General features: G+C 62.6%; 23 protein-coding genes. 7 read left to right on the top strand and 16 right to left on the bottom strand.

Annotated features, from left to right (window positions below; translation table 11 throughout):
- Positions 1-359: 359 nt before the first annotated feature.
- Positions 360-3,140: a DNA polymerase I gene (gene polA / locus V2I08_RS00115; RefSeq protein WP_349633336.1), complete on the top strand. Its 2,781-nt coding sequence runs from the start codon at positions 360-362 to the stop codon at positions 3,138-3,140.
- A gap of 52 nt (positions 3,141-3,192) precedes the next feature.
- On the opposite strand, the gene V2I08_RS00110 is transcribed toward polA, so the two are convergent.
- From V2I08_RS00110 to typA, 4 genes are all read right to left on the bottom strand, one after another.
- The gene (locus V2I08_RS00110; protein ID WP_349633335.1) at positions 3,193-4,239 is read right to left on the bottom strand and encodes a DUF1176 domain-containing protein; all 1,047 of its coding nucleotides are present in this window, start codon (positions 4,237-4,239) and stop codon (positions 3,193-3,195) included.
- 68 nt (positions 4,240-4,307) lie between these two features.
- Positions 4,308-5,633 carry a NupC/NupG family nucleoside CNT transporter gene (locus V2I08_RS00105; protein ID WP_349633334.1) on the bottom strand — a complete coding sequence of 442 codons (1,326 nt, stop codon included), beginning with the start codon at positions 5,631-5,633 and terminating at the stop codon, positions 4,308-4,310.
- Between the two features lie 102 nt (positions 5,634-5,735).
- Complete coding sequence (locus tag V2I08_RS00100; RefSeq protein ID WP_349633333.1) at positions 5,736-5,903, bottom strand: hypothetical protein; 168 nt, start codon at positions 5,901-5,903, stop codon at positions 5,736-5,738.
- 103 nt (positions 5,904-6,006) lie between these two features.
- Positions 6,007-7,827: a translational GTPase TypA gene (gene typA / locus V2I08_RS00095; protein ID WP_349633332.1), complete on the bottom strand. Its 1,821-nt coding sequence runs from the start codon at positions 7,825-7,827 to the stop codon at positions 6,007-6,009.
- 228 nt (positions 7,828-8,055) lie between these two features.
- Here typA and V2I08_RS00090 point away from each other — a divergent pair, with 228 nt between their 5' ends.
- The 3 genes from V2I08_RS00090 to V2I08_RS00080 all read left to right on the top strand — a co-directional run bounded on the left by V2I08_RS00090 (position 8,056) and on the right by V2I08_RS00080 (position 10,267).
- Complete coding sequence (locus tag V2I08_RS00090; RefSeq protein ID WP_349633331.1) at positions 8,056-9,279, top strand: toxic anion resistance protein; 1,224 nt, start codon at positions 8,056-8,058, stop codon at positions 9,277-9,279.
- A gap of 103 nt (positions 9,280-9,382) precedes the next feature.
- Complete coding sequence (locus V2I08_RS00085; RefSeq protein WP_349633330.1) at positions 9,383-10,093, top strand: hypothetical protein; 711 nt, start codon at positions 9,383-9,385, stop codon at positions 10,091-10,093.
- A gap of 18 nt (positions 10,094-10,111) precedes the next feature.
- On the top strand, positions 10,112-10,267 hold the full coding sequence (locus tag V2I08_RS00080; RefSeq protein ID WP_349633329.1) for a hypothetical protein: 156 nt from the start codon (positions 10,112-10,114) through the stop codon (positions 10,265-10,267).
- On the opposite strand, the gene V2I08_RS00075 is transcribed toward V2I08_RS00080, so the two are convergent.
- The 11 genes from V2I08_RS00075 to V2I08_RS00025 form a co-directional block, all read right to left on the bottom strand.
- Entirely contained in the window at positions 10,264-10,521 is a 258-nt protein-coding gene (locus tag V2I08_RS00075; RefSeq protein WP_349633328.1) for a PilZ domain-containing protein, read from the bottom strand. The genes V2I08_RS00080 and V2I08_RS00075 overlap by 4 nt on opposite strands.
- A gap of 121 nt (positions 10,522-10,642) precedes the next feature.
- Positions 10,643-11,365 carry a methyltransferase domain-containing protein gene (locus tag V2I08_RS00070; protein WP_349633327.1) on the bottom strand — a complete coding sequence of 241 codons (723 nt, stop codon included), beginning with the start codon at positions 11,363-11,365 and terminating at the stop codon, positions 10,643-10,645.
- On the bottom strand, positions 11,365-12,492 hold the full coding sequence (prfB, locus tag V2I08_RS00065) for a peptide chain release factor 2 (RefSeq protein WP_349633326.1): 1,128 nt from the start codon (positions 12,490-12,492) through the stop codon (positions 11,365-11,367). The genes V2I08_RS00070 and prfB overlap by 1 nt, the downstream gene beginning before the upstream one ends.
- Before the next feature lie 113 nt (positions 12,493-12,605).
- Positions 12,606-13,253: a ribosome biogenesis GTP-binding protein YihA/YsxC gene (gene yihA, locus V2I08_RS00060; protein WP_349633325.1), complete on the bottom strand. Its 648-nt coding sequence runs from the start codon at positions 13,251-13,253 to the stop codon at positions 12,606-12,608.
- A gap of 101 nt (positions 13,254-13,354) precedes the next feature.
- The gene (yidC, locus tag V2I08_RS00055; protein ID WP_349633324.1) at positions 13,355-15,058 is read right to left on the bottom strand and encodes a membrane protein insertase YidC; all 1,704 of its coding nucleotides are present in this window, start codon (positions 15,056-15,058) and stop codon (positions 13,355-13,357) included.
- Positions 15,059-15,090: 32 nt separating this feature from the next.
- Positions 15,091-15,303, bottom strand: a complete 213-nt coding sequence (gene yidD / locus V2I08_RS00050; protein ID WP_043150905.1) for a membrane protein insertion efficiency factor YidD — start codon at positions 15,301-15,303, stop codon at positions 15,091-15,093.
- Entirely contained in the window at positions 15,300-15,704 is a 405-nt protein-coding gene (rnpA, locus tag V2I08_RS00045; RefSeq protein WP_349633323.1) for a ribonuclease P protein component, read from the bottom strand. Before rnpA ends, yidD begins: the two co-directional genes overlap by 4 nt.
- Positions 15,705-15,736: 32 nt before the next feature.
- Positions 15,737-15,871, bottom strand: coding sequence for a 50S ribosomal protein L34 (gene rpmH / locus V2I08_RS00040; protein WP_006959075.1), 135 nt, complete (start codon positions 15,869-15,871; stop codon positions 15,737-15,739).
- 206 nt (positions 15,872-16,077) lie between these two features.
- Positions 16,078-16,845: a DsbA family protein gene (locus V2I08_RS00035; protein ID WP_349633322.1), complete on the bottom strand. Its 768-nt coding sequence runs from the start codon at positions 16,843-16,845 to the stop codon at positions 16,078-16,080.
- A gap of 2 nt (positions 16,846-16,847) precedes the next feature.
- On the bottom strand, positions 16,848-18,197 hold the full coding sequence (locus V2I08_RS00030; protein WP_349633567.1) for a M48 family metalloprotease: 1,350 nt from the start codon (positions 18,195-18,197) through the stop codon (positions 16,848-16,850).
- Positions 18,198-18,361: 164 nt separating this feature from the next.
- The gene (locus V2I08_RS00025; protein WP_349633321.1) at positions 18,362-21,016 is read right to left on the bottom strand and encodes a ribonuclease E/G; all 2,655 of its coding nucleotides are present in this window, start codon (positions 21,014-21,016) and stop codon (positions 18,362-18,364) included.
- Positions 21,017-21,542: 526 nt separating this feature from the next.
- On the opposite strand from V2I08_RS00025, the gene V2I08_RS00020 reads away from it, so the two are divergent.
- A complete protein-coding gene (locus V2I08_RS00020; RefSeq protein WP_349633320.1) occupies positions 21,543-22,823 on the top strand; it encodes an N-acetylmuramoyl-L-alanine amidase in 1,281 nt (426 codons plus the stop codon).
- A 76-nt stretch (positions 22,824-22,899) separates the two neighbouring features.
- Positions 22,900-25,437, top strand: coding sequence for a transglycosylase domain-containing protein (locus tag V2I08_RS00015; protein WP_349633319.1), 2,538 nt, complete (start codon positions 22,900-22,902; stop codon positions 25,435-25,437).
- A gap of 26 nt (positions 25,438-25,463) precedes the next feature.
- On the opposite strand, the gene V2I08_RS00010 is transcribed toward V2I08_RS00015, so the two are convergent.
- On the bottom strand, positions 25,464-26,333 hold the full coding sequence (locus tag V2I08_RS00010; RefSeq protein ID WP_349633318.1) for a class I SAM-dependent methyltransferase: 870 nt from the start codon (positions 26,331-26,333) through the stop codon (positions 25,464-25,466).
- A gap of 135 nt (positions 26,334-26,468) precedes the next feature.
- Here V2I08_RS00010 and V2I08_RS00005 point away from each other — a divergent pair, with 135 nt between their 5' ends.
- A complete protein-coding gene (locus V2I08_RS00005; RefSeq protein WP_349633317.1) occupies positions 26,469-26,879 on the top strand; it encodes a DoxX family protein in 411 nt (136 codons plus the stop codon).
- Positions 26,880-26,911: the final 32 nt, after the last annotated feature.

The raw sequence follows: 26,911 nt of genomic DNA, 5'->3' as shown, positions 1-26,911 counted from the left end.
GGGGGAGGCTCATGGACCCCGGATCAAGCCCGTCCTGAGCCTGTCGAAGGGTCCGGGGTGACGACGTTTGAGAAGCATCTTCTTACCACCCCTTCTCCCCGCCGGGGAGAAGGATATGCAGCCTTAGTGTCGAAGGCACTTAGGCGAAGTTGGATGAGGGGGGCGACGCTGAGGCAGCGCGGCTCCCCGATGGTTCGACACCCTCACCCAGCTACGACTAGCCAGCAAGCTGCCAAGTCTGCGCAGCCCTCTCCCTCAAGGGAGAGGGGTAAGAAAGGCCGCTAGGTGATGGTTCGCTGACGAATAGAGCGGGCACCGCGCTACTGGAGCGGGGCAGCGTTACCGGCTATCCCCTGCCCATGACCCAGAATCACCTCTATCTCGTCGATGGCAGCGGCTACATCTTCCGCGCCTATCATCAGTTGCCGCCGCTCACCAACCAGCATGGCCAGCCCGTCGGCGCGGTCTATGGTTATACGACGATGCTGTGGAAGCTGGCCGAAGAACTGGGCAAGGCGGAAGGCCCGACCCATATGGCGGTGATCCTCGACAAGGGATCGCACACCTTCCGCAACGACATGTATGACCAGTATAAGGCGAATCGTCCGCCCGCGCCCGAAGACCTGGTCCCGCAATTCCCGATGATCCGCGACGCGACCCGCGCCTTCTCACTGCCCTGTATCGAGGAGGCAGGCTATGAGGCGGACGATCTGATCGCCAGCTATACCAAGGCGGCGCTTGCGGCGGGATGGCATGTCACTATCGTCAGTTCGGACAAGGATCTGATGCAGTTGATCCAGCCCGGCGTCGATATGTATGACACGATGAAGAATGAGCGGCGCGGGGCCGACTATGTCGTCGGCAAGTTCGGGGTGCAGCCGGAACAGTTGGGCGACGTCCTCGCGCTGATGGGCGACAGTGTAGACAATGTGCCGGGCGTGCCGGGCATTGGCCCCAAGACGGCAGCCAAGCTGATCATCGAACATGGCGGGCTGGAGGCGGCATTGGACGCCGCGCCCACGATGAAGAAATCCAAGATGCAGGAAAATCTGATCGCCCATGCCGACATGGCGCGCCTGTCGCGGCGGTTGGTGGCGCTGCACGACAGCATGGACCTGCCCGAACCGCTCGAAGATTTGGCGTTGAAGGGCATTCCCAAGGAGCCGTTGCAGGACTTTCTGACGCATCATGGGTTCAAGACGCTGCTCAATCGGCTGGGTGCCCCTGCGGCTGCCGTCGCGGTTGCTGCCGCCGCTGCGGGCGTGGCCGAGCCGGTCGCCGTGCCGGTTGCGCCGCAAGCGCCGCCGATCGACCGAAGCCTATACGAAACCGTCGTGAGCGAAGACGCGCTCGACCGCTGGATCGCGCAGGCGCGGGCCGAAGGCATCGTCGCGGTGGACACAGAAACGGACATGCTCGATTGCGTGTCGTGCCAGTTGGTCGGCATTAGCCTCGCCACCGGCCCCAACCAGGCCTGCTATATTCCGGTCGGCCATGGTGGCCGCGACATGTTCGCGGAAAAGCCCGAACAACTCGACAAGGCGCTGGTGTTGTCCAAGCTCAAGCCGCTGCTGGAGGATGATGCGGTCCTCAAGGTCGGCCAGAACCTCAAATATGACATGACCGTGTTGCGGCGGCACGGCATCGAGATCACCCCCTATGACGATACGATCGTCATGAGCTTCGACCTCGACGCCGGGCAAAGCCTGTCGGGTCATGGCATGGACGAGGCCGCGCGCACGCATCTTGGCCATGACTGTATCAGTTTCAAGGAGGTGGTGGGCACCGGCAAGAACCAGATCAGCTTTGCCGAAGTGCCGCTGGACAAGGCGACCGCCTATGCCGCCGAGGATGCCGACGTGACGCTGCGGCTGTGGCGCCTGTTCAAGACCCGCGTGGCGAATGAGGGCGCGAACCGCGTCTATGAACTGGTTGACCGGCCGCTGGTATCAGTGATCGCGCGGATGGAGCATCGCGGGATCAAAGTGGATCGGGAGCATCTGGCGCGACTGTCGGGCGAGTTTACCGCTGGCATTGCAGCCCTGGAGACGGAGATCCACGAACTGGCGGGGCAGCCTTTCGCGATCGGATCGACCCAGCAACTGGGCGCGATCCTGTTCGACAAGATGGGCTATAAGGGCGGCAAGAAGGGCAAGTCCGGGGCCTATTCGACCGACGTCACCATATTGGAACAGTTGCAGGCGCAGGGCGCGCCGATCGCCGCCAAGATATTGGAATGGCGGCAATTGTCGAAGCTCAAATCCACCTATACCGATGCGTTGCAGGCGCAGATCAACAAGGATACGGGCCGCGTCCACACCAGCTATTCGCTGACCGGGGCGCAGACCGGGCGACTGTCCTCGACCGATCCGAACCTCCAGAATATTCCGATCCGCACCGAAGTCGGGCGGCAGATCCGCCATGCCTTCGTCGCCGAACCCGGCAATGTCATCCTGGCGGCGGACTATAGCCAGATCGAACTGCGGCTGGCCGCGCATATGGCCGATGTGCCAGCGCTGCGCGATGCCTTTGCGGCGGGCGAGGATATTCACGCCGCGACCGCCAAGGAACTGTTCGGCGAGGTCAACCGCGACACGCGCGGCCGGGCGAAGACGATCAATTTCGCCATCCTCTACGGCATTTCGCGCTGGGGGCTGGCCGGGCGGCTGGAGATCAGCGCGGACGAGGCACAGGATATGATCGCCAAATATTATGAACGCTTCCCCGGCATCAGCATCTACATCAACGAGACGATCGAAAAGGCCCGCGCCTGCGGCTATACCGAGACGCTGTTCGGGCGGAAGACCTGGTTCCCGCGCATCAAGGCATCGGTCCAGCACGAACGCCAAGGGGCCGAACGCGCCGCGATCAACGCCCCGATACAAGGGACGAGCGCCGACATTATCAAGCGTGCCATGGCCCGCATGGAACCCGCGCTGGACGCGGCCGGGCTATCCGCCGTCAAAATGCTGCTGCAGGTCCATGACGAACTGGTGTTCGAACTGCCGGAGGGGGATGTCGAGGCGGCCAGCGCCGTCATTCGCAGCGTGATGGAGAGCGCCGCTGAACCGATCGTGAAACTGAGCGTGCCGCTGGGCGTAGAGATCGGCACGGGGCCGAGTTGGGGCGCGGCGCATTGACGGCCAGGTGTAACGCAGGAAAGAAGCAGCGATCCCCCGAAGGGTTACAAAATCAGTCGGTTACCTCGGCATTCCAGGTGGGTATCCAGTGCCAAACGCCGCGGCACTCCCCCATGCTGGTCGCTTCGACCAGGCGGAAGCGGGCACCGTCCCAGACATAGGCCTCGCTGCCGCCGCAGTCGCCAATTCCCCGTCCCTTGGCAAAACTGTCGAGACGGGATTTTTCGGGGGCCCAGCCGACATTGACCAAGGTAGGATGCTTGTCGTCGCTGAGCCAGCCGGGCGCGGCGTCAAAAGGCGCGAAGCGGAATGTGCGGCGACCAGGGACGCCCGTCGCAATAACGGGAACCGAGGTGACATTATAGGCTCCCGACCCGCAAGGAACGAGAACCAAGGTTTCCGTCTTGCTCAGCCGATGCAGTTCCGGGGTCTGGTCACTGCGCATCTCACCAGCGCACCCCGTAAAAGCGATGAGCTTGACCAGTTCCTCCCGCCACAAAGGTGCCGGGGCCGGGCCATTTGGTACGATCGCGCGGCGGATGACTGGAGCGGCCGGGGCGGGCTTGACGGCCATGGACCCCATCGGGCCGGTTGCGACCAGCGCGGTCATCGTGCCAGCCCTGCCTTGCCGGGCATCCATATAGCGCAAGGCGGCACCGGAGCCCGCAAGTGACGGTCGGCCCCATATTTTGTTCCCGCCACGCACTTCCATCGTCACGCCGCGCGCCATCGCGATGGCGAGGGCGGAGGCCTGCGGTCCACGAACCTTGGCCTCTCCATCGCGAGCGCGGGCAGTCGCGATCTTGCGGCCGTCCACCAGAAAGCTGACATCGACGGCACCCCTGCCCTCACGACTGATCCAGACTTCAGCGGCAGCATCGGCTCCCGCGTCACGGGCGACGCCGATCATCAACGGTATCTCCGGCCAGTCAGCGCCATCGGGCATCAGCGCGACCGCTTCGCATCGGTTGCGATTGTCGCAGCCGATGGTCCAGTCCTTGTAAGTTTCAAGCGCGCCCGGCTTTGGTGCCTGCGCCAGACTATGCGACGATGCCAGCAGGGCCGCTAGTGCGGCTGCGGAAAGTGTCTTTGCCCCCATCAGTTAACCATAACCGATTTGGCGGTACGATGGTAGCATTTCCGTTACGATAGCAAAAGGACTGCCCCTTAGCGCAGGCTGAGCATCAGTCCAGCGAGCGCTGCGCTCATGAGATTGGCAAGACTGCCTGCCACCAGAGCCTTCAGCCCCAGCCGCGCGATCATTGGCCGTTGATTGGGAGCCAGATTGCCGGTCACCGCCATCTGGATCGCAATGGAGCTGAAATTAGCGAAACCACATAGCGCGAAAGTGACGATGGCGATGGTGGCAGGCGACAGCGCGCCCTGCACCTGGCCAAGGTTAATATAGGCGACGAATTCGTTGAGCACGACCTTCGTCCCGAACAGGCCACCTGCAACCTGCGCCTCTTCCCACGGGATGTTGAGCAGATACATGATCGGCGAGAAAACATAGCCGAGCAGCATCTGGAAGCTGAGGTCAGGATAGCCAAACCAGGCACCGATACCGCCCAATATGCCGTTGGCCAGCGCCACCAGCGCGACGAAGGCCAGCACCATCGCACCGACCGCGACGGCGAGCTTCACCCCGGTTTGGGCACCCTGCGCCGCGGCCATGATGAGATTGGCGGGCTTTTCCTCGTCATGGCTGGCGACAGGCATAGGTTCACCCGGCGTGCCTTCAGGAAGCAGCGCGGCCGGGCCGACGCCGCTGATCCGCGTTTCGGGCAGCGGGACATCAGGCGTGTCGCCAAGCGGCAATTCGCCCTGCACCGGGACGCGCGGATCGGGCATCATGATCTTGGCCATCAGCAGGCCGCCGGGTGCCGCCATGAAGCTGGCGGCGAGCAGATAGTCGATGCGGATACCCATGGACGCATAGGCCGCAAGAATAGTGCCTGCGACCCCCGCCATGCCGCTGGTCATGATGGTAAAGAGTTGGGAAGGGGTAAGAGCCGCCAGATAAGGGCGGATCACCAGCGGGCTTTCACTTTGCCCGACGAAGATATTGGCGGCGGCGCACAGGCTTTCGACTTTCGACACGCCCGTCACCGCTTCGATCGCGCCGCCGACCCAGCGGACGATGAACTGCATCACGCCCAGATAATAGAGGATCGACACCAGGCTGGCGAAGAAGATGATGACCGGCAACGCGGCGATAGCAAAGCTGGCCCCGCCAATCTCCGGGCTGGCGAGCGGGCCGAAGATGAAGTCGGTGCCCGCCTGCGCATAGCCCAGCAGGTTCGACACACCCTTTGACATGCCACCGATGATGGCGCGCCCAGCGGGCACATACAGCACAAGCAGCGCGATCCCTGCCTGCAGAAGGAAGGCCGCGCCGACGACACGCGGCCGGATGGCACGGCGGTCTGACGAGAGGGCAAGGGCGACAGCGAGGATGAGCAGGATGCCGGCTAGGCCGATAAGAAGATGCATGAAGCGCTTTCGCGGCGGGAGGACAATCAGCGCGACTATATGAGCGGGGCAGCGGCATGGCCAGCCGCTTTGCCGTGCAACGCAATCATGAGCTTTGTCAGCCTAGTTGGCCTTGCTGGCGTCCTGCTTCGCCTTGTGCGCCGCCAGCAGGGCGTCGATTTCGACGATGCGCTGGCGTTGGGGCGTGTCCTTCGCCAGCCCCTTGAGCCGGCATTCGGCCCAGAGCGCACGGCGTTCGGCGGTGAGGGCCTTGAGATAGAGGTCGGCCATTTGGGGCTCCTGTAAAAAGATCGGGGGCGGTGCGTTGCCGCCCGCCCCCTCCACCATCGGCTGTGCCGATGGTCCCCCTCCCCGTGCCGGGGAGGAATTATCGTCAAGCTGCCTTCGAGCGGCTCATGCGCTTGCGCTCGTTCGGGTCGAGCCAGCGCTTACGCAGGCGGATGGTCTTGGGCGTGACTTCGACCAGTTCATCATCGTCGATATAGGCGATCGCCTGTTCCAGCGTCAGCTTCCATGGCGGGGTCAGGCGAACGGCGTCGTCCTTACCGCTCGCACGGAAGTTGGTCAGCGCCTTGGACTTCATCGGGTTGACTTCGAGATCGTCGGGCTTGGCATTCTGGCCGATGATCATGCCTTCATAGAGCGCTTCGCCGACGCCCACCATCAGGATGCCGCGTTCTTCGAGCGGACCCAGCGCATAGGCATTGGCTTCGCCCGAACCGTTGGAGATGAGGACGCCATTCTTGCGGCCTTCGATCGTGCCCTTGTGGGGGCCGTACTTCTCGAACAGCCGGTTCATGATGCCGGTGCCGCGCGTGTCGGACAGGAATTCGCCATGATAGCCGATCAGACCACGCGAGGGCGCGGAGAAGGTGATGCGGGTCTTGCCGCCGCCCGACGGGCGCATGTCGGTCATCTCGGCCTTGCGCAGGTTCATCTTCTCGACGACCGTACCGGAAAATTCATCATCGACGTCGATCATGACGGTTTCGTAAGGCTCGGTCTTGTTGCCATTCTCGTCCTCGCCGAACAGCACGCGCGGGCGGCTGATCGACAGTTCGAAGCCTTCGCGGCGCATCGTTTCGATGAGCACGCCAAGCTGCAATTCGCCGCGGCCGGCGACTTCGAAACTGTCCTTGTCGGCGCTCTCCGTGACCTTCACGGCGACGTTCGATTCGGCTTCGCGGGCGAGGCGATCGCGGATCATGCGGCTGGTGACCTTGGTGCCTTCGCGACCAGCCATCGGCGAATCATTGACGGCAAAGCGCATCGACAGTGTTGGCGGATCGATCGGCTGGGCCTGGATCGGTTCGGTGACCGAGATGTCGCAGATGGTGTTCGCGACGGTCGCGACGGAGAGACCGGCCAGCGAGATGATGTCGCCTGCCTTGGCTTCGTCGACAGGGACGCGATCAAGGCCATGAAACGCCATGATCTTCGACGCACGGCCCGTCTCGATGACCGTGCCATCCATGTCGAGCGCGTGGATCGCCTGGTTCACCTTGACCGAACCGCTGGTCACGCGGCCGGTGAGGATGCGACCAAGGAAATTGTCGCGATCGAGCAGCGTGACCAGGAAGGTGAAGGGCACGCCCTCGACTTCCACGGCGGGCGCGGGGACATGATCGACGATCTTCTGGAACAGCGGCTTCAACGTGCCGGACCGCAGAGTGGGGTCTTCATTGGCATAGCCGTTGCGGCCCGACGCATAGAGGACGGGGAAGTCGAGCTGCTCATCGGTCGCGTCGAGCGACACGAACAGGTCGAACACTTCGTCCAGCACTTCCTGGATACGCTCGTCGGGACGGTCGACCTTGTTGACGACAACGATGGGCTTGAGGCCCAGCGCCAGCGCCTTGCCGGTCACGAACTTCGTTTGCGGCATCGCGCCTTCGGACGAATCGACGAGCAGGACGACGCCATCGACCATCGAGAGGATGCGTTCGACTTCGCCGCCGAAATCGGCGTGGCCCGGCGTATCGACGATGTTGATGCGGGTGCCTTCCCACTCGACCGAGGTCGGCTTGGCGAGAATGGTGATGCCACGCTCTTTTTCGAGATCGTTGCTGTCCATCGCGCGCTCTTCGACGCGCTGATTGTCGCGGAAGGTGCCGGACTGGCGGAAAAGCTGGTCAACGAGAGTGGTCTTGCCGTGATCGACGTGCGCGATGATGGCGATATTACGCAGGGACATGTCTTGCCTTCGGGATATGTGTTCACCCAAGCCGACACAAGGCCGCGCAGAGGCTTCGGGCGCGCCACTACAGGAAATGACGCGGCGCGGCAAGTGCGGGTCGGCAGGCGCGCGCGCGAACCCATGCCTTCGCGCTTCCCATGACGGAACAGCGGCCCTATCATCAACGCGACGATTGCGCCTTGAAGCGCAGGTGTTCTATATCAATATAACACCCAAGGAGACAGCATGGCTACGACTGCGCCCACCGCGACCCAGACCACGACCGCCGATATGTTGAACCTGACCGCGCCCGATCCGGTTCCGGTCGTCGCGCCCGACAAGGCAGCCGGGCTGGTGCCGATCGACGAGGCAAAGAAGTCGAAGCTGGACGAGAAGGTCGATGCCTTCATCGACGATCTGGTGGCGCAGGATGCCAACAGCCCGGAATTCGGTGTGCGCGTCGACCAGTTGACCAATATGGGCCGCAAGGAAATCGCCGAGGCGGCCGGGCACAGCAATCGCTTCCTGGACCGTCCCGTGCGCGCGATGGACAGCGATACCAAGGTCGGCGCGGACCTCGCCGAACTGCGCCGCACGGTCGAGGATCTGGACCCCGGCAAGCGCGGCAACCTGCTCGCGCCCAAGAAACTGTTCGGCATCATCCCGTTCGGCAACAAGATGCGCGACTATTTCGACGGCTATAAGAGCGCGCAGGGGCATATCAATGCGATCTTGGGATCGCTGGCCAGCGGCAAGGATACGCTGATCAAGGATAATGCCGCGATCGACGTCGAGCGGCAGAATATGTGGCAGACCATGGGGCGGCTGGAACAGATGATCCATATCAGCAAAACGATGGATGCGCGGCTGGAGGCCAAGGCGCTGGAGCTGGATTCGAGCGATCCGGCGAAGGCCAAGGCGATCCGCGAGAGTGCGCTGTTCTACATCCGTCAACGGACGCAGGATCTGCTGACGCAGATGGCGGTGACGGTACAGGGCTATCTGGCGCTCGATCTGGTGAAGAAGAATAATATCGAACTGGTCAAGGGCGTGGACCGCGCCAGCACCACCACGGTCGCGGCGTTGCGGACGGCGGTGACGGTGGCGCAGGCGCTCGCCGGGCAAAGACTGGTGCTGGAACAGATCAGCGCGCTCAACACGACGACCGCGAACATGATCGACCGCACCGGCGAATTGCTGAAAAGCCAGACCGCGCAGATCCACGAACAGGCCGCGTCCAGCACGATCCCGATCGAAACGCTGCAGCGTGCGTTCCAGAATATCTATGACACGATGGACAATATCGACGCCTTCAAGATGAAAGCGCTGGAGAGCATGAAGACGACGGTGGGCACGTTGTCGAACGAGGTGGAAAAGTCCAAGGGCTATATCGCCCGCGCGCAGGGCCAGGCCGAAGCGGCGCGCGATGCGCGCGTGGACAATTCGCTGTTGAGCGCAATCGAGGGGTGAGGATGATCCGCCCCCCTCTCCGTTCGCTTCGAGCGTGTCGAGAAGCGGCTCGTGCAATGCCAGCGTTTCTCGACTTCGCTCGAAACGAACGGAGGTTGCAGCTATGAGCCGGTCCGACCGTGTCCTGGCCGATGCCGAGGCCGTGCTGCGCCGTCATAGCGAGCGCGGGCAGAGCCTGAGCGCACGGGCACGACAGCGACGCAATGCCGGGCTGATGCGGAAGGTCAAATATGCCTTTTGGGCTATGCTGGCGGTGCTGCTGGGTAGCGCGGTCGCGGGGTTCGTGCTGCCGCTCGGCACGACCGGCGTGATGATCGCATTGGGCGTGATGATCGCGGCGTTGCTGCTGATTGCGCTATTGCCGACGGAGACGAAGGTGAAGTCCGAGGCGCTGGCCCAGACGCCGCTCACCGCCCTGCCGCTCCAGACCGAAATCTGGCTGGAAAATCAGCGCAAGGCACTTCCCGCGCCCGCGATCACGCTGGTCGACAGTATTGGCGTCAAGCTGGAAACGCTGGCCCCGCAACTGGAGCGGCTCGACCCGCAAGATCCCGCCGCGCAGGATGTGCGCCGCTTGCTATCGGATCATCTGCCCGAACTGGTGACCGGCTATCAGTCAATTCCCCAGCCAATGCGACGCGAAGAGCGTAATGGGCGGGTGCCCGAACAGCAGTTGATCGACGGGCTGGGCGTTATCGACGCTGAAATCGCCCGGATGAGCGAGCAGTTGGCCAGCGGCGACCTCAACAGGCTGGCGACGCAAAATCGGTTTCTGGAGCTGAAATATCAGGAGGCGAAGGAGTTGGGGGCGTGACGCTCCCATCCTTCCACCATGATTCACCTCACCCTGATCATCGTCGATTTCCTGACGGGACTGCTTGCGGCCGGAGCATGGGCCCTGGCGTCAGCGGGCGGGGTCATCGCAGCGCTGGTGGGTAGCGGCGTACTGGGCATGTCTATATTCCGGCGCTGGCGGCGCAAGAGTTAGTCGCCGCGCACGACGCGGTCGACCGTTAACTGCGGCAAAGGCTGGTCGAAATGCACACCGAAACGTTTGACCCGCACCCACATGACCTGGCCTTTGACGCCCAGCGCATTCGTTTCAATCAGCACATGGTCGCCGACACAAGGGGGGCTGTCGCAATGCACCAGCGCTCCGGTCACTGACAGGTCGAGCAGATGGGCACGCGCCGCTTGTCCCGCCAGAAGCAGCCGGACAGGCTCGAAAAGCTTGAGTCGCATTGCCCGGCGTGCCGCGCCAGAATCGTGGTTTTCCTGCAAAGCTGCGCCTCCCCAAGCTAGCATAACAGGAGCGTTGATGATCCGTTCCGTACAAATAAAGCTAGGGAAGGATTAACCCTTTTTACTGGTCATTCAAGGCGCAGGGAATGATGCGAGCCGGATCAGGCCGCGCGGCGATGCGGCGGAACCGGGCGAAGTAGCCGCCGGCGGTTGGCTTGGGGATCAACTCTTCCATGCGGAACCCCATGGCGGCCAGTTCGCAAGCAAGCAGGCGTGGCGGCGTGCCATGCTGATCTGTCGGCCGGTCAGCATCGACGACAATCAACTCGCCGTTCTTTTTGAGGGCCGGGGACAGATGCCACAGGAAGGCATAGGGCTCGGCGATCTCATGATACATATGCACCATCATGATCCGGTCGAAGCTGTTTTCGGGCAGGCGCGGATCTTCGGGCGCGCCCAGTTTGACGCTGACATTGTCCCATTTTTCGCGGGTGATGCGGCGGGACAGGGCTTCGATCACTTCGGGCATGATATCTTCGGCCAACACGCGGCCCTCCGCCCCCACGCGCGCGGCGAGGCGGACGGTATAATAGCCCTCGCCCGCACCGATATCGGCCACCGTCATACCGGGCCGAATGCCCGCCCTATCCATGATATCGTCCGCCTCATGCACACGGTCACGCGCTTCCTCGCTGGACCAGCGGGTCGAGACAATCGGGGCGACGGGACGATCCGCCTTGGGAAATGGCTGGGCGGCGGCGGGACGCTTGGCTCCGTCGCCCGGCGACAAAATGTCGCAAGCGGCCAGCAGGACGGACATGCCCACCAGCGCCAGGCGCATCATCAGTCGACATCCTCCACATCGACCTTTTCGCCCGTCACCTTCTGCGACAGCGCGGCGGCCATGAATGGGTCCAATGCGCCGTCCAGAACATCGTCGGGCGCGGTCGAGGTAACCCCGGTGCGCAAATCCTTCACCAACTGATAGGGTTGCAGCACATAGGAGCGGATCTGATGGCCCCAGCCAATCTCGGTCTTGGCCGCATATTCGCCAGCCGTGACGGCTTCGCGCTTGGCCAGTTCGGCTTCGTACAGGCGCGCCTTGAGCATGTTCATCGCGGTGGCGCGGTTCTTGTGCTGCGAGCGGTCATTTTGCGACGCGACGATGATGCCGGATGGAACGTGGGTGATGCGGACGGCCGAATCGGTCGTGTTGACGTGCTGCCCGCCCGCGCCCGATGCGCGATAGGTGTCGATCTTGAGGTCGCTTTCCTTGACCTCGATATCAATATCATCGTCGATCACCGGATAGACCCAGACCGACGAGAAACTGGTATGGCGGCGCGCTGCGCTGTCATAGGGGCTGATGCGAACCAGGCGGTGGACGCCGCTTTCGGTCTTGGCATAGCCATAGGCATTTTCGCCCTTGATCAGGAAAGTCGCTGACTTGATGCCCGCCTGATCGCCGGCCTGATAATCGACCAGTTCGACCTTATAGCCGCGCCGTTCGGCCCAGCGGCGATACATGCGCGACAGGATTTCGGCCCAGTCCTGGCTTTCGGTGCCGCCAGCACCCGCGTGAATTTCGAGATAGGTGTCGCTGGCATCGGCTTCGCCCGCCAGCAGCGCCTTGATCTTGTCCTCATCGGCGCGGTCGGCCAGCGCCTTCAAGGAGGCGATGGCTTCGCTGACCATATCCTCGTCGCCCTCGGCCTCGGCCATTTCGATGAGTTCGGCATTGTCGGATTTTTCAGCGGCGATTGCACGGGTCGCGCCGATCGCGCTGTCCAGCCGGGTGCGTTCGCGCATGACTTCCTGCGCCAGCTTTGCATTGTCCCACAGCGTCGGATCTTCGACGCGGGCGTTCAGCTCGTCGAGGCGGCGCAGCGCGCGGTCCCAGTCGAGGAAGCGGCGCAACAGGTCCAGCGCGGCGTCGATACGATCGATATATTGCTGCGCTTCGGCGCGCATAGTCTCATCTCCAAGTGACGGCGGCCCGGCCGACGCTGCACGCTCCTTAGCGCGTCGCGGCGGGCTTGTCGAAGCGCGCTTCCTTCCCGATGCCGGGCCGGTTCGTCAAGCGCTTAGCCCTGGGTCACGCTTTCCAGCACGGCGGCGCGCAGTTCGGGGATGCCCATGCCTTTTTCCGCCGACGTCGCGATGATGTCGGGATGGGCGGCGGGGCGCTTGCGGATCGCTGCGGCAGTGGCGATGAACACCTGTTCCAGTTCGCTCGCCTTGATCTTGTCCGCCTTGGTCAGGATGATGCGGTAGCTGACCGCTGCACCATCAAGCATATCGAGCATGTCGGTATCGACATCCTTGATACCATGGCGGCTGTCGATCAGGACCAGAGTACGCTTGAGCGCGGCGCGACCGCGCAGATAGTCGTTCACCAGGAACTTCCATTTGCGCACCACATCCTTAGGTGCCTTGGCATAACCATAGCCCGGCATGTCGACGAGGCGGAAGCGCAGCGGTTCGCCGACGTCAAAGAAGTTCAACTCCTGTGTGCGGCCGGGCGTGTTCGACGTGCGCGCCAATGTATTGCGGTTGGTCAGCGCGTTGAGCAGCGAGGATTTGCCGACATTCGAGCGGCCTGCAAAGGCGACTTCGTTCACCGCCATGTCGGGCAGGAATTCCAGCGCGGGCGCGGATTTAAGGAAGGCAATCGGGCCGGAAAAGACCTTGCGCGCTTCCTCGATCAGGTCGGTATTATCTTGTTCGGTCATAGTTAAATTCCGTTCGCCCTGAGCCTGTCGAAGGGCCGTTCTTCTCTTCAAGAAAGGACAAGGCTTCGACAAGCTCAGCCCGAACGGCGTTTATACCCTGTCTACTTCGCGACTGCCCCGCTAAGCGCAGGATGGCGTTTGTAGAGCCACCATTGTTGCGCCATCGACAGGCAGTTGTTGGTGATCCAGTAGACCAGCAGGCCCGCCGCGAAGGGGGCCATGATGAACATCATCATCCAGGGCATGATCGCGAAGATCTGCTGCTGCATCGGGTCCATCTGGGCCGGGTTGAGCTTGAACTGCAACCACATCGAAATGCCGAGCAGCACCGCCAGCACGCCGATCGCCAGGAAGGACGGCGGGGTGAAGGGCAGCAGGCCGAACAGGTTGAGGATATGCAGCGGATCGGGCGCGGACAGATCCTTGATCCACAGCACGAAGGGCTGATGGCGCATTTCGATCGTCAGCATCAGCACCTTGTAGAGCGCGAAGAAGATCGGGATCTGGATGAAGATGGGCAGGCAGCCCGCGAGCGGGTTGACCTTCTCCGTCTTGTAGAGCGCCATCATCTCCTGCTGGAGCTTGGGCTTGTCGTCCTTATATTTCTCTTGCAGCAGCTTCATCTTCGGCTGCACCGCACGCATCGCGGCCATGCTGGCGAACTGACGCTGGGCGACGGGGAACATCAGCGCGCGGACCACGAAGGTCAGACAGATGATGGCGACGCCGAAATTGCCGAGCGTTTCGAACAGCCAATGGAGCAGCGCGAAGATCGGCTGTTCGAACCAGTAGAACCAGCCCCAGTCGATCGCACGGTCGAACAGCTTCACGCCGTCGCGCTCATAGGCCTGAAGCGTTTTGACTTCCTTGGCACCGACGAACAGGCGCTGGGTCTGGGTGACGGCCTTGCCGGGCGCGAGCATGGTCGAGCCGAGCGCGACATCAGCTTGATACTGCTTGCCCGCCCCCTTGCGGAATTGACCCGCAAAGTCGGCATCCTTGCCCGGCACAAGCGCCGAGAGCCAATATTTGTCGGTGAAGCCGATCCAGCCACCCTTCGACTGGAACTCGCGGGTCGAAGGCCCTTTATCGAGATCGCTATAGTTCACGTCATAGTTGGCCGCACCATTGAACACGCCCATCGGCCCGATGTGAATGGTCCAGGTGTCGGGGTCCGCCGGGATGCCAGTCCGGCTGATATAGCCATAGGGCTTAACGCCGACCGTGCCAGTGCCGCTGTTCGACACCTTCTGTGCGGCGGTGATCATGTAATTCTTATCAATCGAGAGGCGGATTTCGAACCGCTGGCCCTCGCCATTATTCCACGTCAGCGTCACAGGGCTGGTTGGCGTAAGTTCGCTACCCTGTGCGGTCCAGACCGTATCCCTGTTCGGGGCCTTTAGCCCCTCCCCTTGCCAGCCGAAACCAGCGAAATAGGCGTCCTGCGTCCCGGCAGGGCTATAGAGGCGGACGTTGGCAGAGTCCTTGGCGATCGTCTCCTTATAGGTCGGCAACACGATGTCATCGATACGCGCACCCTTGAGGTTGATCGAGCCAACGAGCTTGGGCGTGCGGATGGGGACGCGCGGCCCTTCCTTCAGCACGACCGCGCGGTCGCGAATCGCGGCGGGGCTGTCAGCGGTCGGATCGGCAGCGGGATTGGCGACCGGCGTGGTCTTGCCCCCTTCGATCCGGGTGACCGGCGGATTGGCGGCCGGAAAGAAATAGCCCGATACATAGGGCCAGCCGAACAGGATCGCTGCGGTCAGCAAAACCGCGAGAATGATATTCTTCTTGTCGTCCACGCTATTCGGCTCCGCCGTCTCTTGTGTCTTTGTCAGGGAACCGGGTCATAGCCCGACCCGCCCCATGGGTGGCATCGCATTAGCCGCTTGCCTGCCAACCAGCTACCCTTGATCGCGCCATATTTGCGGATCGCGAGAATCGCATATTCCGAGCAGGAAGGCGCAAAGCGGCAGGAGGGCGGCAGGATGCGGGAAGGGCCAAGCTGCCAGGCCCGCGCGATCAGGATGAGCAGGCGGCCGATCATGAGGCTTTGCCCCTGTCCCCGCCCTTGCCCCTGCCATGCCCGGCCCGCGCGCCATGGCGCGGGGGACTGTCGCCTGCTTGCGGCGCGCGCGCGATCTTGCCCAGCGCCTTTTGCAATTCGGTGCGCAGCAGGGTGAAATCGCGCTCGATCCCGCCATCGCGGCCGATCAGCACATGGTCTGCACCGGCAAAGCCATGCAGCGGCAGCAATTCGCGCGCAAGAACGCGAAAGCGGCGCTTCATCCGGTTACGGATGACGGCGCCGCCCACTTTTTTCGTGACCGTGATGCCAAAGCGCATCGCCGGATCGCCATCGGCCCGGTCGCGCACCAGCAGGACGAAGCCCGGCATGGGTGCGCGCTTGCCGCGATTGGCCGCCAGAAAATCGGCCCGCTTGCCCATGATGGCAGGCGTAGCCGAAGGCGGCCCTTCGATCAGGCGCTCAGGCTCTTGCGACCGCGCGCACGACGGGCGCGGATGATGTTGCGGCCGCCGGGGGTCGCCATGCGGGCGCGATAACCGTGACGGCGCTTCCGAACCAGATTGCTCGGCTGAAAAGTGCGCTTCATCGTTCATTCCTCAAAAAACAACTAGAGAATCGGGCGTGACAAAAAAGGGCCGCCAAAGCAGCGGCCGCAAGTCAGGGTGCGTCCGATAGGCAAAGGAGGGGTGGAAGTCAATGGTGGAGCGTGGTGCCGGCTACCGTTCGGTTCGAGCCTGTCGAGAACCCTTGGCGCCAGAGTTCTCGACAGGCTCGAACCGAACGAAGACATGATTATTTCCCGCGCGCGGCTGCGACGCCGCTCTGGAGCGCATCATAGCCGACCGCGCCGTTCAACACCTGGCCGCCGATCACGAAGGTCGGCGTGCCGCTCGCCTGCAATTTCTGGGCGAGCGCGATGTTGGACTGGATTTCGGCGTCATATTTGCTCGATGCGATGGCGGCTTCGGTATCGGCCTTGCTGATCCCCGCCTTGCCTGCCGCAGCGATGATGCTGTCGCGCGTTACCCGGCCCGCGCCATACATGGCCTTGTGATAGGCCATATATTGGCCGCGTTCGGCGGCGAGCAACGACACCTTGGCTGCGTCGCTGCTTTCTTCCGACAGGATGGGGAGTTCGCGATAGACGACCTTCACCTTGGCATCGGCGGCGACCAGCTTGGCGAGGTCAGGCAGCGAGGCGCGACAATAGCCGCAAGCATAGTCGAAAAATTCAACCACGGTGACGTCGGCGTTGGCCGCACCTTCCCACGCCCCGGCATAGGGTTTTTCAAGCGCGGCGCGGTTGTCGCTGATGGTGGCCGACATCCGGTTGGCCTGCAATTTCTCGATTGCCTGCGGGATGATCTCCGGGTGATCGAGAATATAGTCATGGACGATCTTCTCGATCGCGGCCTTATCGGTGGCGGCGACGCTGGTGGGAGCCTGCACGGCGAACGCCGTGCCAGCGGCAGCCGCGATAAAGGCGAAAGCGCCAAGGGTCATCTGGATCGTCCTGTTGGAAAGGGCCGCGCGAAAGCTGGGCCGGGGCTGGTCTGTCATCTTTATCTTTTCTTCCGCTGCTGCTCGATCGCGGCGCGCGAGGTCATGGCGATATCCTGCGCCCGCAGATAGTCAACCGTGCCCTGCTGCAACCCCTGCATCGCGGCGTCGGCGCTGCGCAGCGCCATGGGATGCTGGCCCATCATCGCATAGCGTTCCGCCGTCGCGAGCGCGGCGCGGGGCGTGTCCCCCCGCCGTTCATAGACGACGCCGAGCTGATACCAGGCAAAGGGATTTTCCCGGTCGCGCTGGACGGCGAGGCGCAGCACCTGTTCGGCTTCGGCGAAATTGGCCTCATCCTCGGTCGCGATCAGCGCGTGGGCAAGGAGGACGGAGATGAGCGGCTGATTGGTGATCCGTACCGCCTCGCGCAATGGGGCGACCGCATCCTTGGGACGGCCGCTTTCAAGCAGTATCTGGCCCTTGAGTTCCAGGAAATAGGGGTCGTTCGGTGCGGCGGCCAGCAGGGCATCCGCTTCGTACAGGGCGCGCTGCGGATAGGCGCTCTTGTGCCAGGCATAGGCACGCGCATAGTGGGCCGGGATCGACTGGTCGGTTTCCGGATATTTCTGCAAGGTCTGGGTAGGTTCGGACACAAAGCCAATCAACTTGGCCTTGATTCGCTCGAATCGGGCTTCAAGTTGCGGGTCGATCGCCTTTTCCCAGGCCGGATCGACGGTATAGACTTCGCGGAGCACACTGATCCGCTCTCCCGACAGCGGATGGGTGCGGCCATAGCTATTGTCCTGCGGGATCGCGAGGCGATATTCCTGATTTTGCAGCTTCTTGAAAAATTCGAGGCTGCCTTTGCCGCTGATACCTGCCGCGCTTAGATAGCGCGCGCCAGCGAGATCGGCCGAGCTTTCCTGACCGCGGGAAAAAGCCAGAAATCGGCTCATCGCAGCCTGCTGGCCAAGGCCCATGATTCCCAAACCCGCTTCCGCGCCACCCGCTGCGATGGCAGCCGCGCCCAGCACCAGGCTGAGCAGAGTCACACCTGTTGCCTCTTTTATGCCTTCGCCAAAGCGAACAATATGCCCCCCCTCGATATGCCCCAGTTCGTGCGCCACAACGCCCTGCACCTGGTTCACATTGTCCGCCTGTGCGAGCAGGCCACTATGCACCCAGACATATTGGCCACCCGCGACGAAAGCGTTTATTTCCGGGTTATTGATGACCATGATCTGGACGTTGCGCGGCTGCATGCCGGCCGCCTTGACCAAGGGGGCGGACATATCTGCCATGAAGGCTTCGGTTTCGGCATCGCGCAAGATGCTTTGCGCCAGCGCGGGGCGCGCGACGCTGGCAAGCGCCAGGGCCGCGAGCGCGACAAGTTTCAGCCGGCCCCGCATCAGCAGTGACCGTGGAATGGAGGAGAGCAGACCATCACCGCCGCGCGCTGCCATGGTCGCCCTGAACCGCGCGTGAAGCGGAGCGAAATGAAAAGCGCCGCTGCGCTCCGGTCGGGACCGGCAGGGCAGCGGCGCTTGTTCATGACTTTAGCGTCCCGTCCGGCTTATTGGCCGAAGGTGCGCTGCCACCAGCCGCGACGGGGCGTACCATCTTCATTTTGGCCGTCATCAGCCTGCGAGGCTGCCGCCTCACCATCAGCGACGACCGATTCGACAGCCGGTTCCGGGCTCGGCTCGATTGGGGCGGGTGCCTCAATCGCGGCAACGGGTGCGGCCTCCTGAGCAGCGACGTCCGCCTTCTTGCGACGGGTGCGCTTGGGCTTGGCCGGCGCTTCCTCGGCAGTCGGCGCTTCGGCGGCCGCAGCAGCTTCAGCTTCGATCTGCGCCTTGGTGCGACGGGTGCGCTTGGGCTTGACCGGGGCTTCGACGGGCGCTTCCTCGGCGACAACCGCTTCGGCAGGAGATTCGACGGTCTCTACGACCGCTTCGGCTTCAGCCTTGGGCTTGCGAGCACGGGGACGGCGGCGGGTCTTGGGGGCTTCCTCTGCGGGAGCCTCCTCGACGGGCGCTTGCTCGACCGGCGCGTCTTCCGCGACCGGCTCGGCGTCGGCCGATTCGGTCGCTTCCCCGTTCACCGCTTCATCGCCACCTTCGCGACGGCGACGACCGCCACGGCGACCGCGACGACCGCGACGACGTGCGCCGCCTTCCTCTTCACCGGCCTCAACGGCTTCCGCCTCGGCTTCACCTTCTCCATCAGCGTCCGATTCGGCGGAACCTTCTTCTTCGGCAGCACCTTCGGCCGGGCCATCCTCGCGCGGTCCGCCACGACGACGACGGCGGCGGCGGCGGCGGCGACCGCCTTCGCGATCCTCACCCCGTTCGGCGCGGTCGGCGGCTTCGGCAGGCGTTTCGGCTTCCTCGGCCTCTTCCTCTTCGATCTCGGCTTCTTCGTCTTCCTCGATGACGTCGAAATCTTCGTCGTCTTCGGGAAGCGGCGCGTAGCTTACGACGCGCTCCGGCCGTGGGCCGCTGGCCTCGACCGACATGCGCGCGCCCTCAACTTCGCCATCGGGCAGAATTTCAATCCGCACGCCATAGCGCTGTTCGATCTCGTCCAGTTCGCGACGCTTGTTGTTGAGGACGTAGAAGGCCGCTTCCTGGCTGGCGCGCAGGGTGATGCAGTTGCCGCGACCACGGGCCGCTTCTTCTTCCAACATGCGCAACGCCGACAGGCCCGCGGACGAGGCGGTGCGGACAAGGCCAGTGCCTTCGCAATGCGGGCATTGGCGGGTCGAGGCTTCCAGCACGCCGGTGCGCAGGCGCTGGCGGCTCATTTCCATGAGGCCGAAGCCCGAAATGCGGCCGACCTGGATGCGGGCGCGATCGTCGCGCAGCGCTTCCTTCATCGCCTTCTCGACCTTACGGATGTTGGAGTTATTCTCCATGTCGATAAAGTCGATGACGACGAGGCCCGCCATGTCGCGCAGGCGCAACTGGCGCGCGATTTCGCGCGCAGCTTCAAGGTTGGTGGCGACGGCGGTCTGTTCGATGCCATGTTCGCGGGTCGAACGGCCGGAGTTGATGTCGATCGACACCAAAGCTTCGGTTGGGTTGATGACCAGATAGCCACCGGATTTGAGTTGCACGACCGGGTTGTACATGGCGGCCAGTTGATCTTCGACGCTGGCGCGCTGGAACAGCGAAACGGGGTCGGCATATTGCTTTACCCGGCGCACATGGCTCGGCATCAACAGACGCATGAAGTCCTTCGCGGCGCGATAGCCTTCCTCGCCCTCGACGATGACTTCCTCGATATCCTTATTGTAGATATCGCGGATTGCCCGCTTGATGAGGTCGCTGTCATTGTGGATCAGTTCGGGCGCAGCGGCCTGCAGCGTCTTTTCGCGGATCTCGTCCCACAGGCGAGCGAGATAATCGAAGTCGCGCTTGATTTCCGGCTTGGTGCGCTGGAGCCCAGCGGTGCGGACGATGCAGCCCATGGACGAAGGCAGCGCCATTTCGGCGATGATCGTCTTCAATCGCTTGCGGTCGGCCGCGTTACTGATCTTGCGCGAAATACCGCCGCCATGGCTGGTGTTCGGCATCAGCACGCAATAGCGTCCGGCGAGCGACAAATAAGTGGTCAGCGCCGCGCCCTTATTGCCGCGTTCTTCCTTGACGACCTGGACCAACAGCACCTGACGGCGCTTGATGACGTCCTGAATCTTGTAGCGGCGGCGCAGCGCCATGCGCTTGCGGCGCAGTTCCTCGGCCGCGTCGTCGCCCGGCTTGCCGCGACGGCCCCGGTTCGGGCGACCACCTTCGGACGCTTCGCCCTCGGCCGCTTCGCCTTCGGGTGCGCTGTCTTCATCATCGTCGTGATGATGGGTCGCCTCGACGATTTCGACGCCCTCGCCATCCTCGTCCTCATCGTCGAAGTCGGCGCGCAACGCGGCCTCTTGCTCGGCATGCTCGCGCTCTTCGCGTAGCAAGGCTTCGCGATCTTCACGCGGGATCTGATAATAGTCGGGGTGGATTTCGCTAAAAGCGAGGAAGCCGTGGCGGTTGCCGCCATAATCGACAAACGCAGCCTGGAGCGAAGGCTCAACCCGCGTCACCTTGGCCAGATAGATATTGCCCTTGAGCTGTTTGTGCTCGGAGGATTCGAAGTCGAATTCTTCGATCCGGTTACCTTTGACGACCGCGACACGGGTTTCTTCCCGGTGGCGCGCGTCGATCAGCATACGCATTGTCATTTATGATTCTCCGGCGATGGCGGTCGACGGCGCTGGGCCGGGCCACCATGCGATAGTGAAGGGACGGCCGCCTGCGCGCCGGTAAGGGCGCGGATGTCGGCATCGTCCGGGTTAGATGGGAAAACTGCGCGTCTGCTGCGTCGGCAGGGCCGGACATGGCGCCGGGCCGAACCAACCACGCCGCGACGCCCGTTGCCGGGGTCAGCGTGGATGGAAATTCATGCCTCATGCAGCGTCAACCTGTTCATAACATCGGCGCGGCGGCGCGGATCGCGCCAACCAGCCGTCTTCTTGGGCCTGCGCCGCGCCGCATAGAAAAGGCGGACATTGCAGGAATGTGAATGGGTAGCAGCCAAAGCGGTAGGGAGCAACGGCTGCGGGAAATATTATGTCGCGAAGGCAATCCGCGACACGCCTTCTACCCCTTCATGCTGAAAATGCCGTTAACTCTCTCATTTTACCGGATGCAAGGCGGTGATGCTTAACCCGGCCTTTAGCGTGGGGACGCTGGACGGATATAAGCAGCATGAAAATTGGCTGGACGGCTCACCGGGCTGCGTTGCACACATCGCGCATGTTTTTGAGCATGGCCCTGGCAAGTACGATCGCCCTGTCCGTCCCTGGCAGCGCCGGAGGGATTTCCGGCGTTTTCGTGCAAGATGATCGGGTCGTCGTCCGCTTCGACGATCGCGTGAATGGCGCGTCAGCCTTCCTGCTGGACACGCCGCGCCGGATCGCGCTGGATATTGACGGGGCGCAGGTGGGGCGTGGCCACTTCGCGCCCGCGAGCAGCACGGTGACCGCCGTACGGCAAGGCCAGCTAAGCAACGACACCGCGCGGGTCGTGCTTGATCTTGCAACGCCTGCGACACTGGGTCAGCCGGAAATCGCCGCTGACGGCAAGTCGCTTAGCTTCGCGCTTCAGGGCGTGACCGACAGCCGCTTTCGTAGCGAGATGGGCAAGGGTCGGATGCGGTTCGATGCGCCAGCCAATATGGCGGCGCGCCCGCAAAAGCGCCTTCACTCCATCACTGTGCCGATCCCGACGGCAGCGCGCGGCGTCGCCCTGCCCCCTGTTGAAGGTGCCCAGGACGGCGCGCGGCCGCTGGTGGTGATCGACGCAGGCCATGGCGGTCATGATCCAGGCGCGGTCAACAGCGAAATGGGCAAGCGCGAGAAGGATGTGACGCTGGCGATCGCGCAGGCGATCCGCGACCAGCTCGTGAAATCAGGCCGGGTGCGCGTGGCGCTGACCCGCGACGATGACAAATATCTGATCCTGCAGGAACGCTATGGCATTGCGCGCAAGCTGGGCGCGGACCTGTTCATTTCCATTCATGCCGACGCGGCCGAGAATACGGAAGCGCAGGGCGCGACGGTGTATACCTTGTCGGAAACGGCGTCCGACCGCGAAGCCGCGCGGCTCGCAGCGCGCGAGAACAAGGCCGACATCATCAATGGCGTCAATCTGGGCGGCCAGTCCGGCGACGTCTCCTCGATCCTGATCGACCTGACCCAGCGCGAATCGCTCAATATCTCGGCCAGCTTCGCCCGGCTGCTCCAGCGCGAAGCCGCGCCCTATGTGCCGTTCCGCAGCAGCTATCACCGCTTCGCCTCGCTGATGGTGCTCAAAGCCCCCGACACGCCATCGGTCCTGTTTGAAACCGGCTATATCAGCAATGCGCAAGACGCCGCATTTCTGTCCTCCCGCGAGGGCCAGGCCAAGATTGCGCGCGGCGTGGCCCGTGCGATCGAAGTGCATTTCGCGCGGAAGCTGGCGATGCGCGGCGGACCGTCGGGCGGTTGATCCGACCGCGTCGATCCGTCCAATGACAATCACGGCTCTAGCCTTGCCTGCAATTTGACCCTAGAGCCTCTTTCCCATGGAAGAGGCCCGTCCCGATACCGCCCCATCATCCTTTGCCTATCGCCTGCGGCGCGACGCAGGTGGCGCAATGGGGGCGCTGCGCAGCCTGTGGCAGCGCCGCTTTGTTCGTTGGGGCGCGATCCTGCTCGGTGCCTTCCTCACCGCCTGCCTGCTATTCTGGCTGATCTTTGCGCGCGGCCTGCCAGACGCCGCGACGCTGCTGGAATATGAGCCGCCGTTGCCGACCATCGTACGCGACATTAATGGCGAGCCGGTTCACAGCTATGCGCGCGAACGTCGCGTGCAATTGCAGTATAGCGATTACCCGCCGCTGTTGATCCGCGCCTATCTGGCGGCCGAGGATAAGACCTTTTTCGAGCATCATGGCGTCGACATTCCAGGCTTTGCGGGCGCGGTGCTGGATTATGCCCGCAAGTTCGGCTCTGGCCAGCGCGCGCGCGGCGGCTCGACCATTACCCAGCAGGTCGCCAAGAATCTGCTGATCGGCGATGAATATTCGCCCACGCGCAAGGTGAAGGAGATGATCCTCGCCTACCGCATGGAAAATGTGCTGAGCAAGCAGCAGATCCTCGAACTCTATCTCAACCAGATATTCCTCGGCCGGAACGCCTATGGCGTGCAGGCGGCCTCGCGCGCCTATTTCAACAAGGATGTCGCCGACTTGGCGCTCCATGAAATGGCCTATCTGTCGATCCTGCCCAAAGGCCCCGCCAATTATCGCCCGGAAAGCGAGAGCGGCATGGCCCGCGCGCTGGACCGGCGCAACTGGGCGCTGGGCGAAATGGTCCGAAGCGGCTGGATCACGACAGCGCAGCGCGACGCCGCGGCGGCGCTGCCGCTCGGCACCGTCGCCATGCACAGTTCTAGCTTCGATGCGCGCGCGGGCGGCTATTATATGGAGGAAGTTCGCCGCCGCCTGATCAGCCTGTTCGGCGAAAAGGCGGAGGATGGCCCCAACAGCGTCTATGCGGGGGGCCTGTGGGTCCGCAGCCCCTATGATCCGGTAGCGCAGGAGAGCACCGCCAACGCCCTGCGCAATGGTCTGCTACGTTTTGACGCCGGGCGCGGCTGGTCCGGCCCGGTCGCCAAGATCAATATCGAGCGCGGCTGGGAACGTGAACTGGCAGCGAGCTATATCGACGTCGATTATGCCGAATGGCGCGTCGCCGTCATCATCAGCCGCACATCATCGGAAGCGCAGATCGGCTTTGCCGACGGCAGCACCGGCACCTTGCCCGCCGCCCAGGCGCAAATGGCCTATCGCAAAAGCGGCGGCCCCGCTTTTTCCGCGATGCAGCCGGGCGACATCATTGTGGTCGCGCGCAATGGGGCCAACTGGGCATTGCGCAACATCCCCGAAGTATCGGGCGGCATGGTGGTGGAAGAGGTGCATTCAGGACGCATCCGCGCGATGCAGGGCGGCTTCGACGCGCGCCTCTCCTCCTATAATCGCGCGACACAGGCGATGCGCCAGCCGGGATCGACGATCAAACCGTTCGTCTATGCCGCCGCGCTTGACAGCGGGATGACGCCCGCCTCGATCATCGTCGATGGCCCCTTATGCGTTTATCAGGGCGCGGGGCTGGGACAGAAATGCTTCCGCAACTTTTCCGGCGGCAGCGCCGGGCCGCAAACGATGCGTTGGGGCGTGGAGCAATCGCGCAACCTGATGACCGTGCGCGCCGCCAGCCAGACCGGCATGGAAAAGGTCGTGCGGACCATCAAAGGCATGGGAATCGGCGATTATCAACCCTATCTCTCCTTCGCGCTGGGCGCGGGTGACACCACGGTAGAGAAGATGGTCAATGCCTATGCCACCCTGGCCAATCATGGGCGGCAATTCCCGTCCAAGGTGATGGATTATGTGCAGGACCGGCGCGGCAAGGTGATCTGGCCCGAACTCTGGCGGCCGTGCGACGGATGCAACATGGCCAATTGGGACGGCAAGCCGATGCCCCGCTTCGGCATGGAGGGCAAACAGGTGATGAACCCGATGACCGCTTATCAGGTTGTTCACATCACCGAAGGCGTGGTCCAGCGCGGCACCGCGACGGTATTGGCGGATTTGAAACGCCCGTTGTTCGGCAAGACCGGCACCACCAACGGCCCGACCAACGTATGGTTCGTGGGCGGATCGCCCGATCTCGTCGCAGGCGTCTATATCGGTTATGACCAGCCGCGCAGCCTTGGCGGTTGGGCGCAGGGTGGCCGCATCGCCGCACCGATCTGGAAGGCGGCGATGGCCCCGATCCTGGAAACCATGCCCAAGACACCCTTCATCGCCCCGGCGGGCATCCGCATGGTGCCGATCGACCGGCGATCGGGCAAGCGCGTCTATGGTGCCTGGCCGACCAGCGAGCCGAAAGCCGCCGTCATCTGGGAAGCGTTCAAGCCCGAATCGGAACCGCGCCGCACCATTCGCAAGGAGGAAGCCGAAGCCCAGGCCAAGGTCGCCGCCGCCAAGGCCGCGTCCGGCCAGCGCCGCCACCGTTCCGATGCCGACTTCCTGCAGGATCAGGGCGGGATTTACTGAGGCGGCGGCGGGACAGCCGCGCCAAGCTATTTATACAATAAGGTATCCGAACCCGACACCATCAAATCCGACAAGTCATAGGCTGGCGGAGCATTGGTAAGATCATGCTGATAGCTGATCAGTTTCCACACATCGCGAGCAAAGCCCGCCGCTTTAACGTCGCGGTAGAACATATTTGCCGAATAGCGATTCAGCGTCAAATATTCATCCCACATATGCCCCAATATCAGATTGGGATGGACCGCCGTCTGCTCATGCGCGGTTTTTTCGATAATGGCCCGCATCGCGGCATGGTCATGGGTCAGATGCGCAAAAGGCGCCGGAACAAAATCTGACAGATGGCTGCCATAATAGGAATGGAACCAAGGGAAAACCTTTATGAAAGCTACCCCATCCGCTTTCATCACGCGTTTGATCTCAGCTAGCACGGCCGGGACATTGGCGACATGTTCCATGACGCCCCAACAGAAGACAATATCGAAATGCTCATCAGGGAAAGGCATCTCAATGCCATCATAGACCGTGGCGGTTACACGATCTTTGAAATTTGCGGCATCTGGGAAACCGCCATCGACCAATGTCTTCAGGCTCCTGTCGGGATCAAGCTTGGCGACGTCCAAGCCAACGACATGTTCGGCTCCGCGCGATGCTAAACCGTAGGTCATCAACATTTCGCCACAACCCAAGTCCAATATGCGCTTTCCTTCCAGACTGCCAACTTCCGCTACGAACTCGTCGACAACGCCGATATAGTGGTTGCGGACCCATTGATTCATGTCAGGCAGAAAACTCATATTTTGGCCTTTCGGATTGAGATCATCGTCGACACCCTCTTGTTGGTCGCCAACAGAATACTGCTCCATTTTCGATCCACGTACCTTGAATTTACGCGCCATGTGCCGCCGTATCGAGGATAATCGCAATCTTCATCTCCTTTGTGACGTCTCAAATATATTTTTGACCTTACAAAGATGTTCAGGGTAGCCACAGCTTTATGACGCACATTTTTTAAGTTGCTCAATCGTGAAGAGATGTCCGCTGACAGCCGCGCCCGGCAGGTTGCCCGCATCGTTCTGGCGCTAGCCTATCTGGTCGCAGGCGTCGCGCATTTGCGGTCGCCGGGCGGGTTCATCGCGATCACGCCTGACTGGGTGCCCTTCCCCGCCAGCGTTGTTTGGCTGACCGGGATTGCGGAGATTGCAGGCGCGGTGGGGTTGATGCTGCCGCCGCTGCGCCGGGCGGCTGGCATCGGTCTGGCGCTTTATGCCTTGTGCGTATGGCCCGCCAACATCCATCATGCGCTGGGCGACATTCCGCTGAACGGCGTGCATTTGAGCTGGTGGTATCATGGGCCGCGACTGGCGCTGCAACCGCTGGTCATCTGGTGGGCGCTATGGCCCAACTTGAACAGTGCTTTTGGAAAAGGCATTGTGATTCAATGAGATGCATGCACCGGCGCGAGTGTTACCACTAC

Origin of the sequence: Sphingobium sp. MK2 (assembly GCF_040170545.1) — a bacterium.
Taxonomy (GTDB): Bacteria; Pseudomonadota; Alphaproteobacteria; order Sphingomonadales; family Sphingomonadaceae; genus Sphingobium.
Note: the sequence above shows the minus strand (reverse complement) of the source record. Positions and strands in the feature narration are given on the sequence as shown.